Annotated in this window: 14 protein-coding genes; 8 read left to right on the plus strand and 6 right to left on the minus strand. The window is 69.9% G+C overall.

Annotated features, from left to right (window positions below; genetic code table 11):
* Positions 1-37: 37 nt before the first annotated feature.
* From ACFFCN_RS01180 to ACFFCN_RS01195, 4 genes are all read left to right on the plus strand, one after another.
* Positions 38-1,618 carry an alpha/beta hydrolase gene (locus tag ACFFCN_RS01180; RefSeq protein ID WP_375488904.1) on the plus strand — a complete coding sequence of 527 codons (1,581 nt, stop codon included), beginning with the start codon at positions 38-40 and terminating at the stop codon, positions 1,616-1,618.
* Positions 1,615-2,331 (plus strand): alpha/beta fold hydrolase, encoded by a 717-nt coding sequence (locus ACFFCN_RS01185; RefSeq protein WP_375488905.1) that lies wholly within the window; start codon positions 1,615-1,617, stop codon positions 2,329-2,331. Before ACFFCN_RS01180 ends, ACFFCN_RS01185 begins: the two co-directional genes overlap by 4 nt.
* A 41-nt stretch (positions 2,332-2,372) precedes the next feature.
* Positions 2,373-3,641, plus strand: a complete 1,269-nt coding sequence (locus ACFFCN_RS01190) for a class I SAM-dependent methyltransferase (RefSeq protein WP_375488907.1) — start codon at positions 2,373-2,375, stop codon at positions 3,639-3,641.
* Between the two features lie 150 nt (positions 3,642-3,791).
* Positions 3,792-4,628: an EamA family transporter gene (locus ACFFCN_RS01195; protein WP_375488909.1), complete on the plus strand. Its 837-nt coding sequence runs from the start codon at positions 3,792-3,794 to the stop codon at positions 4,626-4,628.
* A 13-nt stretch (positions 4,629-4,641) separates the two neighbouring features.
* Here the strand turns inward: ACFFCN_RS01195 and ACFFCN_RS01200 are convergent, their stop codons facing one another.
* The gene (locus tag ACFFCN_RS01200) at positions 4,642-5,481 is read right to left on the minus strand and encodes an aldo/keto reductase (RefSeq protein ID WP_375488911.1); all 840 of its coding nucleotides are present in this window, start codon (positions 5,479-5,481) and stop codon (positions 4,642-4,644) included.
* 114 nt (positions 5,482-5,595) lie between these two features.
* Here ACFFCN_RS01200 and ACFFCN_RS01205 point away from each other — a divergent pair, with 114 nt between their 5' ends.
* Both ACFFCN_RS01205 and ACFFCN_RS01210 read left to right on the plus strand, forming a co-directional pair.
* Positions 5,596-6,492 (plus strand): fructose bisphosphate aldolase, encoded by an 897-nt coding sequence (locus ACFFCN_RS01205; RefSeq protein ID WP_375488913.1) that lies wholly within the window; start codon positions 5,596-5,598, stop codon positions 6,490-6,492.
* A gap of 3 nt (positions 6,493-6,495) precedes the next feature.
* Entirely contained in the window at positions 6,496-6,912 is a 417-nt protein-coding gene (locus ACFFCN_RS01210; protein WP_375488915.1) for a PPOX class F420-dependent oxidoreductase, read from the plus strand.
* Positions 6,913-6,931: 19 nt separating this feature from the next.
* Here ACFFCN_RS01210 and ACFFCN_RS01215 read toward each other — a convergent pair whose 3' ends face one another.
* Together ACFFCN_RS01215 and ACFFCN_RS01220 are read right to left on the minus strand one after the other, a co-directional pair.
* The gene (locus ACFFCN_RS01215) at positions 6,932-7,816 is read right to left on the minus strand and encodes an aldo/keto reductase (RefSeq protein ID WP_375488917.1); all 885 of its coding nucleotides are present in this window, start codon (positions 7,814-7,816) and stop codon (positions 6,932-6,934) included.
* 31 nt (positions 7,817-7,847) lie between these two features.
* Complete coding sequence (locus ACFFCN_RS01220) at positions 7,848-9,428, minus strand: chloride channel protein (protein WP_375488918.1); 1,581 nt, start codon at positions 9,426-9,428, stop codon at positions 7,848-7,850.
* A 65-nt stretch (positions 9,429-9,493) separates the two neighbouring features.
* Here ACFFCN_RS01220 and ACFFCN_RS01225 point away from each other — a divergent pair, with 65 nt between their 5' ends.
* Positions 9,494-9,973 (plus strand): MarR family winged helix-turn-helix transcriptional regulator, encoded by a 480-nt coding sequence (locus ACFFCN_RS01225; RefSeq protein ID WP_375488920.1) that lies wholly within the window; start codon positions 9,494-9,496, stop codon positions 9,971-9,973.
* Positions 9,974-10,028: 55 nt separating this feature from the next.
* Here the strand turns inward: ACFFCN_RS01225 and ACFFCN_RS01230 are convergent, their stop codons facing one another.
* Together ACFFCN_RS01230 and ACFFCN_RS01235 are read right to left on the minus strand one after the other, a co-directional pair.
* Entirely contained in the window at positions 10,029-10,895 is an 867-nt protein-coding gene (locus ACFFCN_RS01230) for an LLM class flavin-dependent oxidoreductase (RefSeq protein WP_375488922.1), read from the minus strand.
* On the minus strand, positions 10,892-11,917 hold the full coding sequence (locus ACFFCN_RS01235; RefSeq protein ID WP_375488924.1) for an aldo/keto reductase: 1,026 nt from the start codon (positions 11,915-11,917) through the stop codon (positions 10,892-10,894). Before ACFFCN_RS01235 ends, ACFFCN_RS01230 begins: the two co-directional genes overlap by 4 nt.
* A gap of 144 nt (positions 11,918-12,061) precedes the next feature.
* Between ACFFCN_RS01235 and ACFFCN_RS01240 the strand changes: the two genes are divergently transcribed.
* Complete coding sequence (locus tag ACFFCN_RS01240; RefSeq protein ID WP_375488926.1) at positions 12,062-12,649, plus strand: TetR/AcrR family transcriptional regulator; 588 nt, start codon at positions 12,062-12,064, stop codon at positions 12,647-12,649.
* A gap of 7 nt (positions 12,650-12,656) precedes the next feature.
* Here the strand turns inward: ACFFCN_RS01240 and ACFFCN_RS01245 are convergent, their stop codons facing one another.
* A complete protein-coding gene (locus tag ACFFCN_RS01245) occupies positions 12,657-14,168 on the minus strand; it encodes an MFS transporter (RefSeq protein WP_375488928.1) in 1,512 nt (503 codons plus the stop codon).
* Positions 14,169-14,254 lie beyond the last annotated feature (86 nt).

Genomic DNA, 14,254 nt, shown 5'->3' on the forward strand with positions numbered 1-14,254 from the left:
CGGCGTCGACCACATGACCGGTCGGTACCGTGCTGCCATGGGTCGGAATCGGCGTCGGGTGCTCGGCGCATTGGGCATCGCTGCCTTGCTGCTCGGCGCCTGCACAACCACCGAGAACGGCCACGGCTCGGCCGTCGGCGGCGCGGGTTCGAGCGCCGCACCGGGCAGGACGTCGTCCGGGTCCACGGCCCAGCCGCCGACCCGCCGCGCCACGTTCACCGACTGCAGCGACCAATTCAACCTCGCTGCGCTGAACCTGCCGGCCAGCGTCCAGGCCCGGCTGACCTTCGACTGCGCGACGCTGCCCGTGCCGCTGGACTACGCCCAGCCGAACGGCCGGACCATCTCCTTGCAGCTCGTCCGCGTCCACGACAAGCGCGACACCCACCCGACCGGCTCGCTGTTGGTCAACCCGGGCGGTCCGGGCGGTTCCGGTGTCGAGATCGCGCTCGGCCTCACCCCCAAGCTCACCAGCACCCTGCTGCCGCACTTCGACGTGGTCGGCTTCGACCCGCGCGGCGTGGGTTCGTCTACGCCGGTCAGCTGCGTGTCCGACGCGCAGAAGGACCGGCTCAACGCCGCGCAGCCCGACGTGCGGACGAAAGCGGGCTTCGCGCAGGCAAAAGCCCTGGCCGCGACCGTCGCGCGCGAGTGTGAGAGCAAGTACGGCAGCGCACTCGCGCAGATCGACACGGTGCAGACCGCGAAGGACATGGATCAGATCCGCAAGTCGGTCGGCGACGCCAAGCTCAACTACCTCGGGTTCTCCTACGGCACCGAGCTGGGCGCGCAGTACGCGCACCTGTTCCCGCACAACATCCGGGTGATGGTGCTCGACGGCGCCGTCGACCCGCTGACCAGTGACGTCACCGCGTTCGCGAACCAGCTGGGCGGCTTCGAGCGCGCCTTCGACCAGTTCGGGGCCTGGTGCCAGAAGCACACTCCGTGCAAGAGCGTCGGCGACCCGCGCGAGGCGGTCTACAACATCGCCGCGCAATCGCGGGCGAATCCGATCCCGGCGCAGGGCGACTCGCGCCGCGCGACCAGCTCGCTCGTCTACACCGGGATCCTGTCCGCGCTCTACTCGCAGTCGCAGTGGCCGACGCTCGGCCAGGCACTGCTCGACGCGCAGCACGGCAATTCGGAGGGGCTGCTCACGCTTGCCGACCAGTACAACGAGCGCACCAACGGCCAGTACTCCAACCTCTACGACGCGAACACCGCCATCAGCTGCAACGACTCGCGTCCCGGCCCGACCGACGCGCAGATCCGCGCCACTGCCGCGAGCTGGACGAAGCGTTTCCCGATTTTCGGGCTGTGGTCCGCGATCTCGCTGTTCTCCTGTCAGCAGTGGCAGCCGCAGCGCACCGTGCCGCCGTTGCCCACCGCGCGGGACGCGTCGCAGACCATCCTGGTGATCGGCAACCTGCACGACCCCGCGACGCCCTACCAGGGCGCGAAGAACCTCACGCGCACGCTCGGCAAGGCGGAGCTGCTCAGCTGGGACGGCGAGGGGCACACCTCCTACCTGCAGGGCAGCGGCTGCGTCGACGGCTACGTCAACAGCTACCTGATCGACGAGAAGCTGCCGCCGCAGAACAAGACGTGCCCGCGGTGAGCGAGCGCACCCCGTTCCTGCACGTCGACGACGCCGCAGGTGGCCCGGACGCGACCCGCGCCGTCGTGCTCGTCCTGCACGGTGGCCGCTCCACCGGACGCACCCGGGTGCGCGCCCGGCAGCTCGCGGTCGTGCGCATGCTGCCGTTCGTCACCTCGCTCCGGCGCGCCGGAGCGGACCGTGGACTCGCCGTCGGCCGGTTGCGGTACCTGGTCCGCGGCTGGAACGGGACGGCGCAGTCCCCCGTGGCCGACGTGTTGTGGGCCCTGGACCGCATCGCCGAGCGTTACCCAGGCCGGCCCGTCGCGCTCGTCGGTCACTCGATGGGCGGCCGGGCCGCGATGTATGCCGCAGGGCACCCGGCGGTCCGCGCGGTGGTCGGGCTGGCGCCGTGGATCGAACCGGGCGACCCGGTGGCCCAGCTGGCCGGGCGGCGGGTGCTCGTCGTGCACGGCGATCGCGACCGGATGACCAGCCGGGCGCACTCCGCGGATTACGCCGGGGCCGCTGCGGCGGTGGCCGAGTCGGTCGGCGACGTCACGCTCGGCGGGGAACGGCACGCGATGCTGCGGCGCCCTCGTGAGTGGCACGAACTGGTCACCGCATACGTGCTCGCGGTGCTGCGCGCGACACCTGCGCAGGAAACCGTCGACGCCGCCATTGCGAATGTTGTAGAGAAGATACTTGCCGGGGAGCCCTCGCTTACGATCTGACCGCGTGCCGTGCCCCGCGCCACCGATTCGAAGGAGACGCGATGACTGCAACGAAAAGCCGTAGCGACACCTCGGATCGCCGACCGGTTGACGCGCGCCGGTGGCCGGACATCGCCGCCGTCCCGCACTCGCCGGTGCGCGCCCGTATCGCCGAGCGGCTGTTCCGCCATGCGATCAAGCGGCTGCCACTGCGGGTCAGCGAACCCGGCGGCGTCTGGTCCGGGTCCGGTGTCGCCTCCGACCCCGCCATGCAGCTCGTGCGGCCGCACGCGTTCTTCCACCGCATCGGGGACACCGGCACCATCGGCTTCGGCGAGGCCTACATGGCCGGCGACTGGACCACCGAGGACCTGCCGGGTGTGCTGTCGGCGTTCGCCGCCAACATGCGCGACATGATCCCGCCGGTGCTGCACCGGCTGCGCAACGCGGTGCTCAGCGTCCAGCCCCGTCAGCACGACAACACCGTCCAAGGCGCGCGGGACAACATCCACCAGCACTACGACCTGTCCAACGACCTGTTCCGGCTGTTCCTCGACGAGACGATGACGTACTCGTCAGCGGTGTTCGACGGCGAGCCGAAGGACTCACCGGAACCGCTGGCGGACGCGCAACGCCGCAAGATCGACCGGCTGCTCGACGCCGCCGGCGTGGGCGACGGCACGTCCGTACTCGAGATCGGCACCGGCTGGGGCGAGCTCGCGCTGCGGGCAGCCGCGCGCGGCGCGACGGTCGTGTCGCTCACCATCTCGACGGAACAGGCCGACCTCGCCCGGCAGCGGATCGCGGCGGCCGGCGTCGCCGACCGCGTCGAGGTCCGGCTGCAGGACTACCGCGAGGTACAGGGCCGCTTCGACGCCGTCGTCAGCGTGGAGATGATCGAGGCCGTCGGCGCCAACCACTGGAACGAGTACTTCCAGACGATCGACCGCGTCCTGGTGCCCGGCGGTCGCGTCGGCCTGCAGGCGATCCTGCAGGACGACTACACCGTGCTCGCCACGAAGGACACCTACACCTGGATCCGCAAGTACATCTTCCCGGGCGGGCAGCTGGCGTCGGTGGAGGCGATCGAACGCACGCTCGCCGCGCACACCGCGCTGCAGGTGTCCGACCGGTACAGCTTCAACCGGCACTACGCCGAGACGTTGCACCGCTGGCGGGAGACCTTCGAATCGCATGCGGCCGAGGTCGACGCGCTCGGCTTCGACGAGACCTTCCGGCGCATGTGGTCGCTGTACCTCGCCTACTCCGAGGCGGGTTTCCGCACGGGCTACCTGGATGTCCAGCAGCTCACGCTGACCAAGACGCGCTGAGTCGGCGTTCAAGGACGGCCCTCGCGCGACCTGGTACTTCCCGAGCGCGGTCCGGCGGCGGCCCGAGCCGCCATCAGCCGGTGCCAAGCCGAAGCCATCGGCGCCACACCCGCGCGCATAGGAACGCTCGTTGCCTCGATAGGTTGAGTCGTGACCGTCGTCCTCGGCCTGCTGGCAGCCCTTTTCTACGGGGTGGGCGACTTCGCGGGCGGCTTCGCCTCCCGCCGCAACGGCGCGTTGACCGTGCTGCTGTGGAGCTATCCGGTCGGCGCACTGCTGATGACGATCATGCTGCCGTTCTTCGCGGGCGGCATCGACGGCCGGGTGGTCGGCTTCGGCATTGCCGGCGGCGTGGCCGGAATGGTCGGCGTCGTCGTCATGTACGACCTGATGACGGTCGCGCCGATGAACGTCGTCTCGCCGGTCACCGCAGTGCTCGCGGCGATCGTGCCGGTCGTCGTCGGGGTGTCGATCGGAGAGCGTCCGCATGTCTCCGCGTGGTTCGGCATCCTGCTCGGGCTGGCGGCGATCGCCCTGGTCAGCCGCACGAGCGAGACCAACCCGCACGGGCACGTCGGCCCTCGGGTGCTCGCGCTGGCGTTGCTGTCCGGGCTGGGCTTCGGCTTCTACTTCGTGTTCCTGGCCCGTGCCGGCGGCCACACGGGGCTGTGGCCGCTGGTCGTCTCGCGGTACGCCTCGGCTCTGCTGATCATCCCGCTGGCGAAGGCGCGCGGCGCGCTGATCCCGATCCGCAACGCACGCGCGTTCGCTGTGGTGATCGCGGCCGGGGCGTTCGACGCGCTGGCCAACATGTTCTTCCTGCTCGCCACGCACACCGGACTGCTGTCGTTGGCGAGCGTGCTGACCTCGCTCTACCCGGTGACCACCGTCGTGCTGGCCGTGACATTCCTGCGCGAACACACGACGCCCGTGCAGCGAGCGGGACTGGTGCTGGCTGCGGGGGCGGTCGTGCTCATCACCGTCTGAGCGAGGTCTGCACTCAGCCCACCATGTCGAACGTGTCCGGGTCCGGCCCGGTGCGCTCGCCGCGGTCGAGCGCGGAGATCGCCTCGACATCGGCACCGGACAATTCGAAGTCGAAGATGTCGATGTTCTCCTCGATCCGCTCCGGAGTCACCGACTTCGGGAAGATGATGTCGCCGCGTTCGATGTGCCAGCGCAGCACCACCTGGGCCGGTGACTTGCCGACGCGGCGCGCGATCTCGTTGATCGTCGGGTCGTCGAGTACGTTGCCCTGCGCGATCGGCGACCACGCCTCGACGGCGATCTGATGGTCGGCACAGAACTGCCGGACCTCTTGCTGCGCAAGATAGGGGTGCACCTCGATCTGGTTGATCGCCGGCGTGACGTCGCTCTCCTCGTGCAGGCGCCGCAGGTGGTGCGGCTGGAAGTTCGACACGCCGATCGAGCGGGCCCGCCCGTCCGCGTAGAACTCTTCAAGCGTGCGCCAGGTCGAGACGTAGTCGCCGTCGTAGCGGGTCGGCAGCGGCCAGTGGATCAGGAACAGGTCCACGTGATCGAAGCCGAGGTCGTCCAGGGACTTCGCGAACGCCTGCCGCGCGTCGTCCGGCCGGTGCGCGCCGTTGTTCAACTTGCTGGTGACGAACACGTCCTCACGCGCGATGCCGGACTTGGCGATGGCCTCGCCGACCTCCTTCTCGTTGCCGTACATCTGCGCGGTGTCGATGTGCCGGTAACCGGCGTCGAGTGCGGCGCTGACGGCAGCTGCGGTGTCCTTCGGCTCGATCTGGAACACCCCGAAGCCGAACTGCGGAATCCGCTGGCCGTTGTTGAGCAGGATGTCGGGTACTGCAGGCACGAGTGGGCACTCCTCGTCGTCGAGAGTTCTGGGTTCGCCCCACGGCCTACCCCTGCACGCGCGGGTCGTCACGGGCGGCGTTTGCCGCCGTCCGGGGTCGGAAAGGATGACTCCATGGACGCGACCCAGCTCGAGAAGATCCGTTCCGGCCAGGGGTTCTTCGCAGCGCTCGACCAGAGCGGCGGCAGCACCCCGAAGGCACTCGCCGAGTACGGCGTCGCAGAGAGCCGTTACGACTCCGAAGCGCAGATGTTCGACCTCGTGCACGCGATGCGCACCCGGGTCGTCACCAGCCCGGCCTTCGACGGCTCGCGGATCCTCGGCGCCATCCTGTTCGAGCAGACGATGGACCGCGAGGTGGACGGTCAGGCCACGGGTGACTATCTGTGGCAGCGCAAGCAGGTCGTGCCGTTCCTCAAGGTCGACAAGGGCTTGGCCGACGAGGTGGACGGTGTGCAGCTCATGAAGCCGATCGACACCCTCGACGACCTGCTCGAGCGGGCGAACAAGCACGCGATGTTCGGTACCAAGATGCGCTCGGTGATCAAGGACGCCGACGAGAGGGGTGTCGAGCAGATCGTCGAGCAGCAGTTCGCCGTGGCTGAGCGCATCAGCGCCGCAGGGCTCGTGCCGATCCTCGAACCCGAGGTGAGCATCGACAGCACGCACAAGGGGCAGGCCGAGCAGCTGCTGCACGACGGCCTGCGGGCGCGGATCGCGTCGCTGCCCGAGGACCAGCTGATCATGCTGAAACTGACCATCCCGGACGAGGCGGATCTCTACGCCGACCTCGCCGCCGATCCGCGGGTGCTGCAGGTGCTCGCGCTGTCCGGTGGTTACAGCCGCGACGACGCGTGCAACCGATTGGCCAAGGATCACTCGATGATCGCCAGCTTCTCCCGCGCCCTCCTGGACGGCCTGACCGACCAGCAGACCGACGAGCAGTTCAACCAGGCCCTCGAGGCGTCGATCGCGCGGATCTACGACGCGTCCGTGCATAAGGAGGCCTGACACGTGCCGACCTCGCCGCTGCCGGACGACCTGCGCGAGATGCTTGCCCGACCCAACCCCGCCGTGATGGCCACTGTGGCGTCCGACGGCCGGCCGGTCACCGTCGCCACCTGGTACCTGCTCGAGGACGACGGCACCATCCTGCTCGGCCTCGATGCCGGCCGCGCGCGGCTCGAGCACCTGCGCCGCGACGGCCGGGTCTCGCTGACCGCGCTCGAAGAGGGCAACTGGTACACGCACGTGAGCGTGCAAGGCCGGGTGACCTCGATCGCCGACGACGAAGGGCTGCGCGACATCGACCGGCTCTCGCAGCACTACACCGGCAACGACTACCCCAACCGGAAGAACGCGAGGGTCACGGTGCACGTGAGCATCGACCGTTGGCACGGCTGGAGCAACGGCAGCTCGGTCGACGGCTGACGCCGCGAGGCGGCCGGCGTCACCCGGCGTCGAGTCGTGCCAACTGCGCGTCGTCGAGGGTCAGGTCGGCCGCTCGGGCGGAATCGCTGATCGACTCCGGTCGCTTGGCCCCCGGGATCGGGATGACCGTCGGTGATTGCGCGAGTTCCCAGGCCAGCGCCACCTGCTGCGCGCTGACCGCCACCTCGCCGGCCACCTCGGCGAACGCCGGGTGCTTGTCGGCCAGACCCTTGGCGCCGGACAGGCCGCCGAGCGGGCTCCAGGCGAGGAACGCCAGGCCGAGTTCGGCGCACGCATCGATCTCCGCGTGGCTGGACCGGAATGCGGGCGAGAACTGGTTCTGCACGCTGACCAGCGCGTCCCCCAGGACGTCGTGCGCCTGCCGGATCTGCTGCGGTCCGGCGTTCGACAGGCCGACCATCGCCACCCGACCCGAGTCGTACACCTGCTTCAACGCGCCCAGCGTGTCGATGTAGTCGACGTGCGGATCCGGCCGGTGGTGCTGCCACAGCGCGATCTGGTCGACGCCCAGCCGCTGCAGACTCGCGTCCACGGCCGAGTCCAGATGCTCCGGCGATCCGTCGGTCGCCCAGCCGCCGCCGGCGGTGCGCACGTGTCCGGCCTTCGTCGCGAGCAATACGCGGTCTCGCACGCCCAACTCGTCGAGCAGGCCGGCCACCAACGTCTCGTTCGCGCCCTGCGCGTCAGCGCCGACGTCGTCGCCGGGACCGTAGGCGTCAGCGGTGTCGAACAGCGTGACGCCGGCGTCCAGCGCGGAGGAGATCGTGTCGAGCAGCTGCTGGCGCGGCTGCGCACCGGTCTGGTCGAAGGTCATCAGGCCGAGGCCGACGGCACCGACCTCGTGCCGGCCGACGGTGTCGTTGCCGAGCGTTCGTGTGTGCATGGCAGTTACCTGCCCGGCTGCCGCGGCCTGGTCACCCTTCGCGGTTCTCGGTCGTTGCGGCGCCCCGAGGGATTGCGTTGCGCATCGCTCGAGGGGTCAACCGGCCGACCGCCCGCTGTTGGTGATCGACGACGACGAGGTCGGTCTGCACGTCGCGCATTGCCTCGATGGCAGCCGACAACGGCGCATCGAGTGCGATCGTGCGCCGGTTGTCGATCGTGGCGTCGTCGGCGGCCGGGCGAATGGCCGCGTCCAGGATGAGACCGTCGAGCGGGTCCGGCGTCGCGTCGAGGTCGACGCCTCGCCGCCGCAGCTTCGCCGTGTAGACGGTGTCGCGGCTCAGGACATGGCTCACCCCGGTGGCGAGCACGATCGCCGTCATGAGCGGCAGGATGATCGTATACTCACCGGTGAGCTCGAAAAGGATCACCACGGCAGTGATCGGCGCGCGGGCCGATCCGGCGAACACCGCGCCCATGCCGATGAGGCCGTAAGCGCCGATGGTGCCGGCGGACTGCGGTAACGCGTCGTGCAGGACGCTGCCGTAGGCGGCGCCGAGCATCGCGCCGACGAACAGACTCGGCGCGAACACGCCGCCGGACCCGCCGATACCGATGGTCAGGCTCGTGGCCAACACTTTCGCGGCCAGTAGCCCGACCAGCACGGCGACGGTGTAACCACCGACGACGCCGCGGTCGAGCACCGGGTAACCCACGCCGTACATCTGCGGGACGGCGAGCAGTAGGCCGCCGAGCAGCAAGCCGCCCACCGCCGGACGCAGCCACTCCGGCCCGCGCCACGCCCAGTCACAGACGTCTTCGACCAGATACAGCACGCGCGTGAAGAGCACGCCAGTCACCCCGGCGATCAGGCCGAGCAGGGCGAACCACGCGTACTGGGTCGGGTCGGTGATGTGGAAGCCACGCAGATGCAGGAAGGCAGTGTCCCCGAACGCGGACCTGCCTATGACGCTCGCGCTCACCGAGGACAGCACGACCATGCCGAACGAGCGGGCGGCGAAATCTCGCAGGATGAGCTCCATCGCGAAGAAGACGCCGGCCAACGGCGCGTTGAACGTCGCCGCAATGCCGCCGGCCGCGCCGCAGGCCACCAGTACGCGGGTGCGTTCCTCGTCCACCGCGGTGAGCCGGCCGAGCGTGGAGCCGAGGGCCGAACCGATCTGCACGATCGGTCCCTCGCGACCGACGGATCCGCCGCCACCGATGCACAGCGCGGAGGCGAGCGCCTTGACGGCTGCGACCTGCGGTTTGATGCGCCCCTTGTTGCGTGCCACCGCGTACATCACCTCCGGCACGCCGTGGCCACGCGCCTCCCGTGCGAACGCGTGCACGAGGGGCCCGTAGATCAACCCGGCGATGACCGGAGCGAGCACCAGGAACCACACGCCGAGGAAGGGCACGTGCGGGTTCGACACGCGGCCGAGCCCTGCGTAATCGGCGTGGCCGCTCAGAACGTGGGTGAAGGTCGAGATCAGCCAGCGGAACGCGATAGCGCCTCCTCCGGCGCCGGCACCGACGCACAGCGCCAGCACGAGCAGACCCGTCTCCGAGGTTCGCAGGGCCGCCAGCGACCGGACCGTCAACTGCCTCATCGCATAGTGCATATATTGCATTGTGCAATGATTGGCTTCTCAGTCGACGCTGACAGGCTGGAAAGGTGACCGGACGTTCACGCCGCGACCCCGATGAGTTCGTCGACGCCGTTTTGACAGCGTCCCGTGTGCTCGTAGGCGTGTCGGCCCGCTCGCTCGCCGCCGTCGAGGAGTCGGTGACCGTCGTCCAGTTCCGCACGCTCGTCGTCCTGCACACCCGGTCGCGCACGAATCTGAACGGCTTGGCCGATTCGTTGGGCGTCAACGCCTCCACAGCGGCGCGGATGGTGGACAAGCTCGTGTCAGCAGGGCTGGTGGCCCGGGCCGACAACCCCGACAACCGGCGTGAGGTGCACCTGGCACTCACCGACGCCGGGGCGAAGCTGGTCGACGAGGTAACGGCCCGCCGGCGGGCGGAGATTGCTCGCATCGTCCGCGCGATGCCGGCCGAACGGCGTGCCGAGCTGGCTCCCGCCCTGCGGGCTTTTGCCGCCGCAGCGGCGGAACCGCCGACCATGCAGGGTGCCACCGCCTACGGTTGGTGACCCCACCGCCCGCGCCCAGCCGCTCACCCGCTGGCGCGCGTAGGAGCGGTGCGTACTAGCGCGACGGGCGGATGATCTCGTCGACCAGCCACGTCGCCACGCCCTGCGGGTACGGCGCCGGCAGCGAGAGGGCAAGGTGCATGAAGCCGGCGTCGACGGCCCGGCCGATGGTGTCACGCGTGGCGGCGGGGTCGTCGTAGGCGACCCGCAGCACCAGGGAGCCGGTGATCTCCGCCGGATCGCGGCCGATCTCCCGGCAGTATCCGTCGAGCATGCCGCGCCGGATCAGTGCGTCGTCGACGTCGTCGCCGGGGTAGTTCCACACATCGGCATGCTCGGCGACCACCCGCAACGTCGCCTTCGCACGGCCGCCGATGACGAACGGTGGCGTGGGTTGCTGGAGCGGCTTGGGATTGCCGAACGCGCCGGTCAGGCGGTGCTGGTCGCCGGCGAAGTCGAACGGCGCGTCCTCGGTCCACAACCGGCGGATGATCGTGCACGCCTCGGCGAGGCTGGCGACGGCATCGGTGGCATCGAGGTAGGGCAGGCCGTGCGCGTCGTACTCGGCGCGGGCGATCGGCATGCTCGGGCGCGATCCCGCGCCGATGCCGAAGTCGAGCCGGCCGCCGGACACGATGTCCACCGTCGTCGCGATCTTGGCAAGCATCGCGGGCGGCCGGAAGCGGTTGCTCGTGACGAGCAGGCCAAGACGTAACCGCTCGGTCTGCGCCGCAAGCGCCGCGAGCAGCGTCCACCCCTCGAGGATCGGACCGCTACGGTCACCGGCGATCGGGAAGAGATGGTCGAACAACCACGCGTGCTCGATCTCGTCCAGCGCATCGGCCTCACGCCAGACACGGAGCAGGTCCGCGTACTCGATCTGCTGCGGTGCGGTTGCGATGCCGAAGCTCGGCGCGCTCACCGCCGCCGCCGCCGCAGTGCCGGGTCGAGCAGGGACGGCGGGGTGTCGACCTTCTCCTCCGGCGCGAGGTCGACACCGGGCGCCACGACCTCGTCGATGGCGTCGAGCACGTCGTCGTCGAGCAGGGTGTCCGCGGCTGCGAGCTGAGACTGCAGGTGCTCGATCGTGCGCGGACCGATGATGGCGCTGGTCACCGCCGGGTGCGCCGTGACAAAACCGAGCGCGAGCTGGATCAAGGTCAACCCGGCGTCGTCGGCGATGTGCACCAAACGCTCGACGGCCGCGAGCCGCGCGCGGTTCGCGGGCTGGGACAGGTCGAAGCGCTGCGGCATCATCTGCGCGCGGTTGGTGGTGATCTCACGCCCCTCGCGCACCGCACCGGACAGCCAACCCGACGCCAGGGGGCTCCATGCGAGCACGCCCATGCCGTACCGCTCGGTGACGGGCAGGACGTGCGTCTCGATGCCACGCTGCAGGATCGAGTAGCTGGGCTGCTCGGTGACATATCGGCTCAGCTGATGCTCGCGTGCCGCCCACTGCGCTTCGACGATGCGGTAGGCGGGGTACGTGGACGTGCCGAGGTAGCGGATCTTGCCCGCACGTTGCAGGTCGGTCAGTGCGGCGAGCGTCTCGTCGTCGTCGGTCGTCGGGTCCCAGCGGTGCACCTGGTAGAGGTCCACGTGGTCGACGTCGAGGCGACGCAGGCTGGCATCGAGCTCGCGGGTCAACCAGCGGCGCGAACTGCCCTGATGGTTGCGCTCGTCGTCCATCGGCAGGAACGCCTTGGTGGCGAGCACGATGTCGTCCCGGCGCCCGGCGATGGCTTTGCCGACCAGCTGCTCGGACTCCCCCTTGCTGTAGGCGTCGGCGGTGTCGATGAGGTTGATGCCGCCCTCGAGCGCGGCGTCGACGATCGCCGTGGCGTCGTCCTGCGTGGTGTGGCCGATCGAGCCGAAGTTCATGGCACCGAGCACCAACGTGCTCACCTGCACGCCGGTGCGGCCCAAGGTGCGGTACTGCACGGTCGTCCCCTTCCGTCGTGGTCCGGCGCGTCAACGCACCGTGGGTGCGGGCTCTGGCACCATAGACAACCGGAACCTCGCTCCGTCTGACGATACGGAGCGCTGCTCCGGTTCGCAACACGGGTGACCGAGGAGGTACCGCGAATGGCCGACACCGCGAAGCGCGCGGACCCTCCCGTCCGTAAACGCGCCGACGCGCGCCGCAACGAGCAGGCCCTGCTCGACGCCGCGGCAACGGTCTTCGTCGCGTCCGGCGTGCAGGCGCCGGTGCGCGAGATCGCGGCGCAGGCCGGCGTCGGCATGGGCACGATCTACCGGCACTTCCCCACCCGCGCCGATCTGATCATCGCGGTGTACCGGCATCAGGTGCAGGCATGCGTGGAGGCCGGGCCGGCCCTGCTCGCAGCCGCCGAGACGCCGCACGCCGCGCTGACGCAGTGGATCGACCGGTTCGTCGACTTCCTGGTCACCAAGCACGGGCTGGCGGCGACGCTGCGCGCGGACCAGCAGGGATTCGACACGTTGATCCACTACTTCCTGGACCGCCTCGTCCCGGTGTGCGCGCAGCTCCTGCAGGCCGCCGTGGACGCGGGTCAGATCAGCGATGACGTGGACGCGCGGGAGTTGATGCGCGCGATCGGCAACCTGTCCGTCGGGATCGAGGGCGATCCGGACTACGACGCCCGCCGGATGGCCGCCCTGCTGGTCGCGGGCCTGCGTGTCTCGACGTGAGATCGAGTCAATCGGACACTGATCGACTGGTGCGTTCGTCGACCGACGGCTGCGCCGCTCGCGCCGCCGCCGCGTCGCGTGCGTCGCGTGCGTCGCGTGCGTCGCGCACGGCGAGTGCCAGCGCACCGAGCCCGAAGAGCACGGCGAGACCCAGCGCCGACGCGTAGGCGTGGCCGTAATGATCGGCGCGCTCCGCCCCGAGACCGGCGGCCGAACCGGCGACGGTGTAGAACACCGCGCTGCCCAACGCCGTGCCGGTGGCGTTGCCGATGCGCTGCGCGGTCTGCAGCATGCCGCCCGCGGTCGAACCGCCGGACACGTCGACCTCGGCCAGGGAGAGCGCCTGGTTCGGGGTGATCACGCTGCCGCCGCCCAATCCCGCGATGAGTAACGGGCCGGCCAGTACGAAGGTGATGGTGTCGTTCGAGACCCGGCCCGCGGCCAACGCCCCGGCCACGGCGGCGGCGGCAACGCCGACGAGGAACAGCAGCAGCGCGCCGACCAGCAGCTTGTTCCCGATACGTGGGACGAGCCGGCCGCCGATCGGCGCCGACACCGCCGTGCCGACGGCGTAGGTGGCCGACGTCAGGCCGGAGTGCAGTGGTGAGAAGCCGAGCCCGAACTGCAGGAACAAGGACAGTACGAGCGGTGTGCCGGTGTAGCCGACGAAGTAGACGAACGCCAACGCGACGCCGTTCGAGTAGGACCGCAGACGGAACAGGGTCGTGTCGATGAGCGGGTGGCCTCGTTGCCGGGCCGGGCCGCGTTCGTAGGCTACGAAGCCGACCAGGACGGCCAGCGCAGGAATGACGATCAGGAGCAGGCGCAGGTCGCGGCGTGCGTCGTACTGCACGATCGGGAACAGCACGCCGAACATCCCCAGTGTCAGCAGTCCGACGCCGGGGAGGTCCAACGGGCGGGCGTGTTCCGGCGCGCGGTCGCGCGGCAGGAGTCGCCGGCAGAGCAGGAACGACGCGATCCCGATCGGCACGTTGACCAGGAAGCACAAACGCCAGCCCCAGTGCTCGCCGCCCAGCGCGATGATCGCGCCGCCGATCACCGGGCCGGCCGCTGTGGCAACGCCGACCGCCGTGCCGATCGCACCGAACGCCCGGCCGCGCTCGGAGCGGGGGAACAGCTGCTGCACCAGGCCGGCCACCTGCGGATTGATCAGGCCGCCGGCCAGGCCCTGCAACACCCGCGCGGCAATGATCACACCCGGGCTCGGCGCCAGGCCGACGGTGGCCGAGAAGATCACGAATGCGGCGATGCCGACGAGCAGCATGCGACGGCGTCCGCGGTCGTCACCGAGCCGGCCGGCGACGATCGGCACCATGCCGAACGCCAGTGCGTAACCGGACACGACCCACTGCAACTCCGACGCGCCCGCGCCGAGCCCGCGGCCGATCGAGGGCAACGCGACGATCACGATGCTGACGTCCAGCAGCGTCATGAACAGCGCCGTCACGCAGACGAACAAGGCCGCCCAGCGCCGTGGATCAGGTTGCTCGCCGGTCACCGGACGACCGGCCGGTGCCGTCGTCCGCTGCACAGCTGCACTCGGTCAACCCTACGAACACGTGCGGGACCCCACGCACGTGCGTC

The organism is uncultured Jatrophihabitans sp., assembly GCF_964246335.1.
Classification (GTDB): domain Bacteria; phylum Actinomycetota; class Actinomycetes; order Mycobacteriales; family Jatrophihabitantaceae; genus Jatrophihabitans.

Excerpts from the sequence above, each read along its gene's own strand:
- ACFFCN_RS01180 (WP_375488904.1), top strand. The coding sequence starts at position 38 with ATGGGTCGGAATCGGCGTCGGGTGCTCGGCGCATTGGGCATCGCTGCC.
- ACFFCN_RS01190 (WP_375488907.1), top strand. The coding sequence starts at position 2,373 with ATGACTGCAACGAAAAGCCGTAGCGACACCTCGGATCGCCGACCGGTT.
- ACFFCN_RS01205 (WP_375488913.1), top strand. The coding sequence starts at position 5,596 with ATGGACGCGACCCAGCTCGAGAAGATCCGTTCCGGCCAGGGGTTCTTC.
- ACFFCN_RS01215 (WP_375488917.1), bottom strand. The coding sequence starts at position 7,816 with ATGCACACACGAACGCTCGGCAACGACACCGTCGGCCGGCACGAGGTC.
- ACFFCN_RS01220 (WP_375488918.1), bottom strand. The coding sequence starts at position 9,428 with ATGAGGCAGTTGACGGTCCGGTCGCTGGCGGCCCTGCGAACCTCGGAG.
- ACFFCN_RS01240 (WP_375488926.1), top strand. The coding sequence starts at position 12,062 with ATGGCCGACACCGCGAAGCGCGCGGACCCTCCCGTCCGTAAACGCGCC.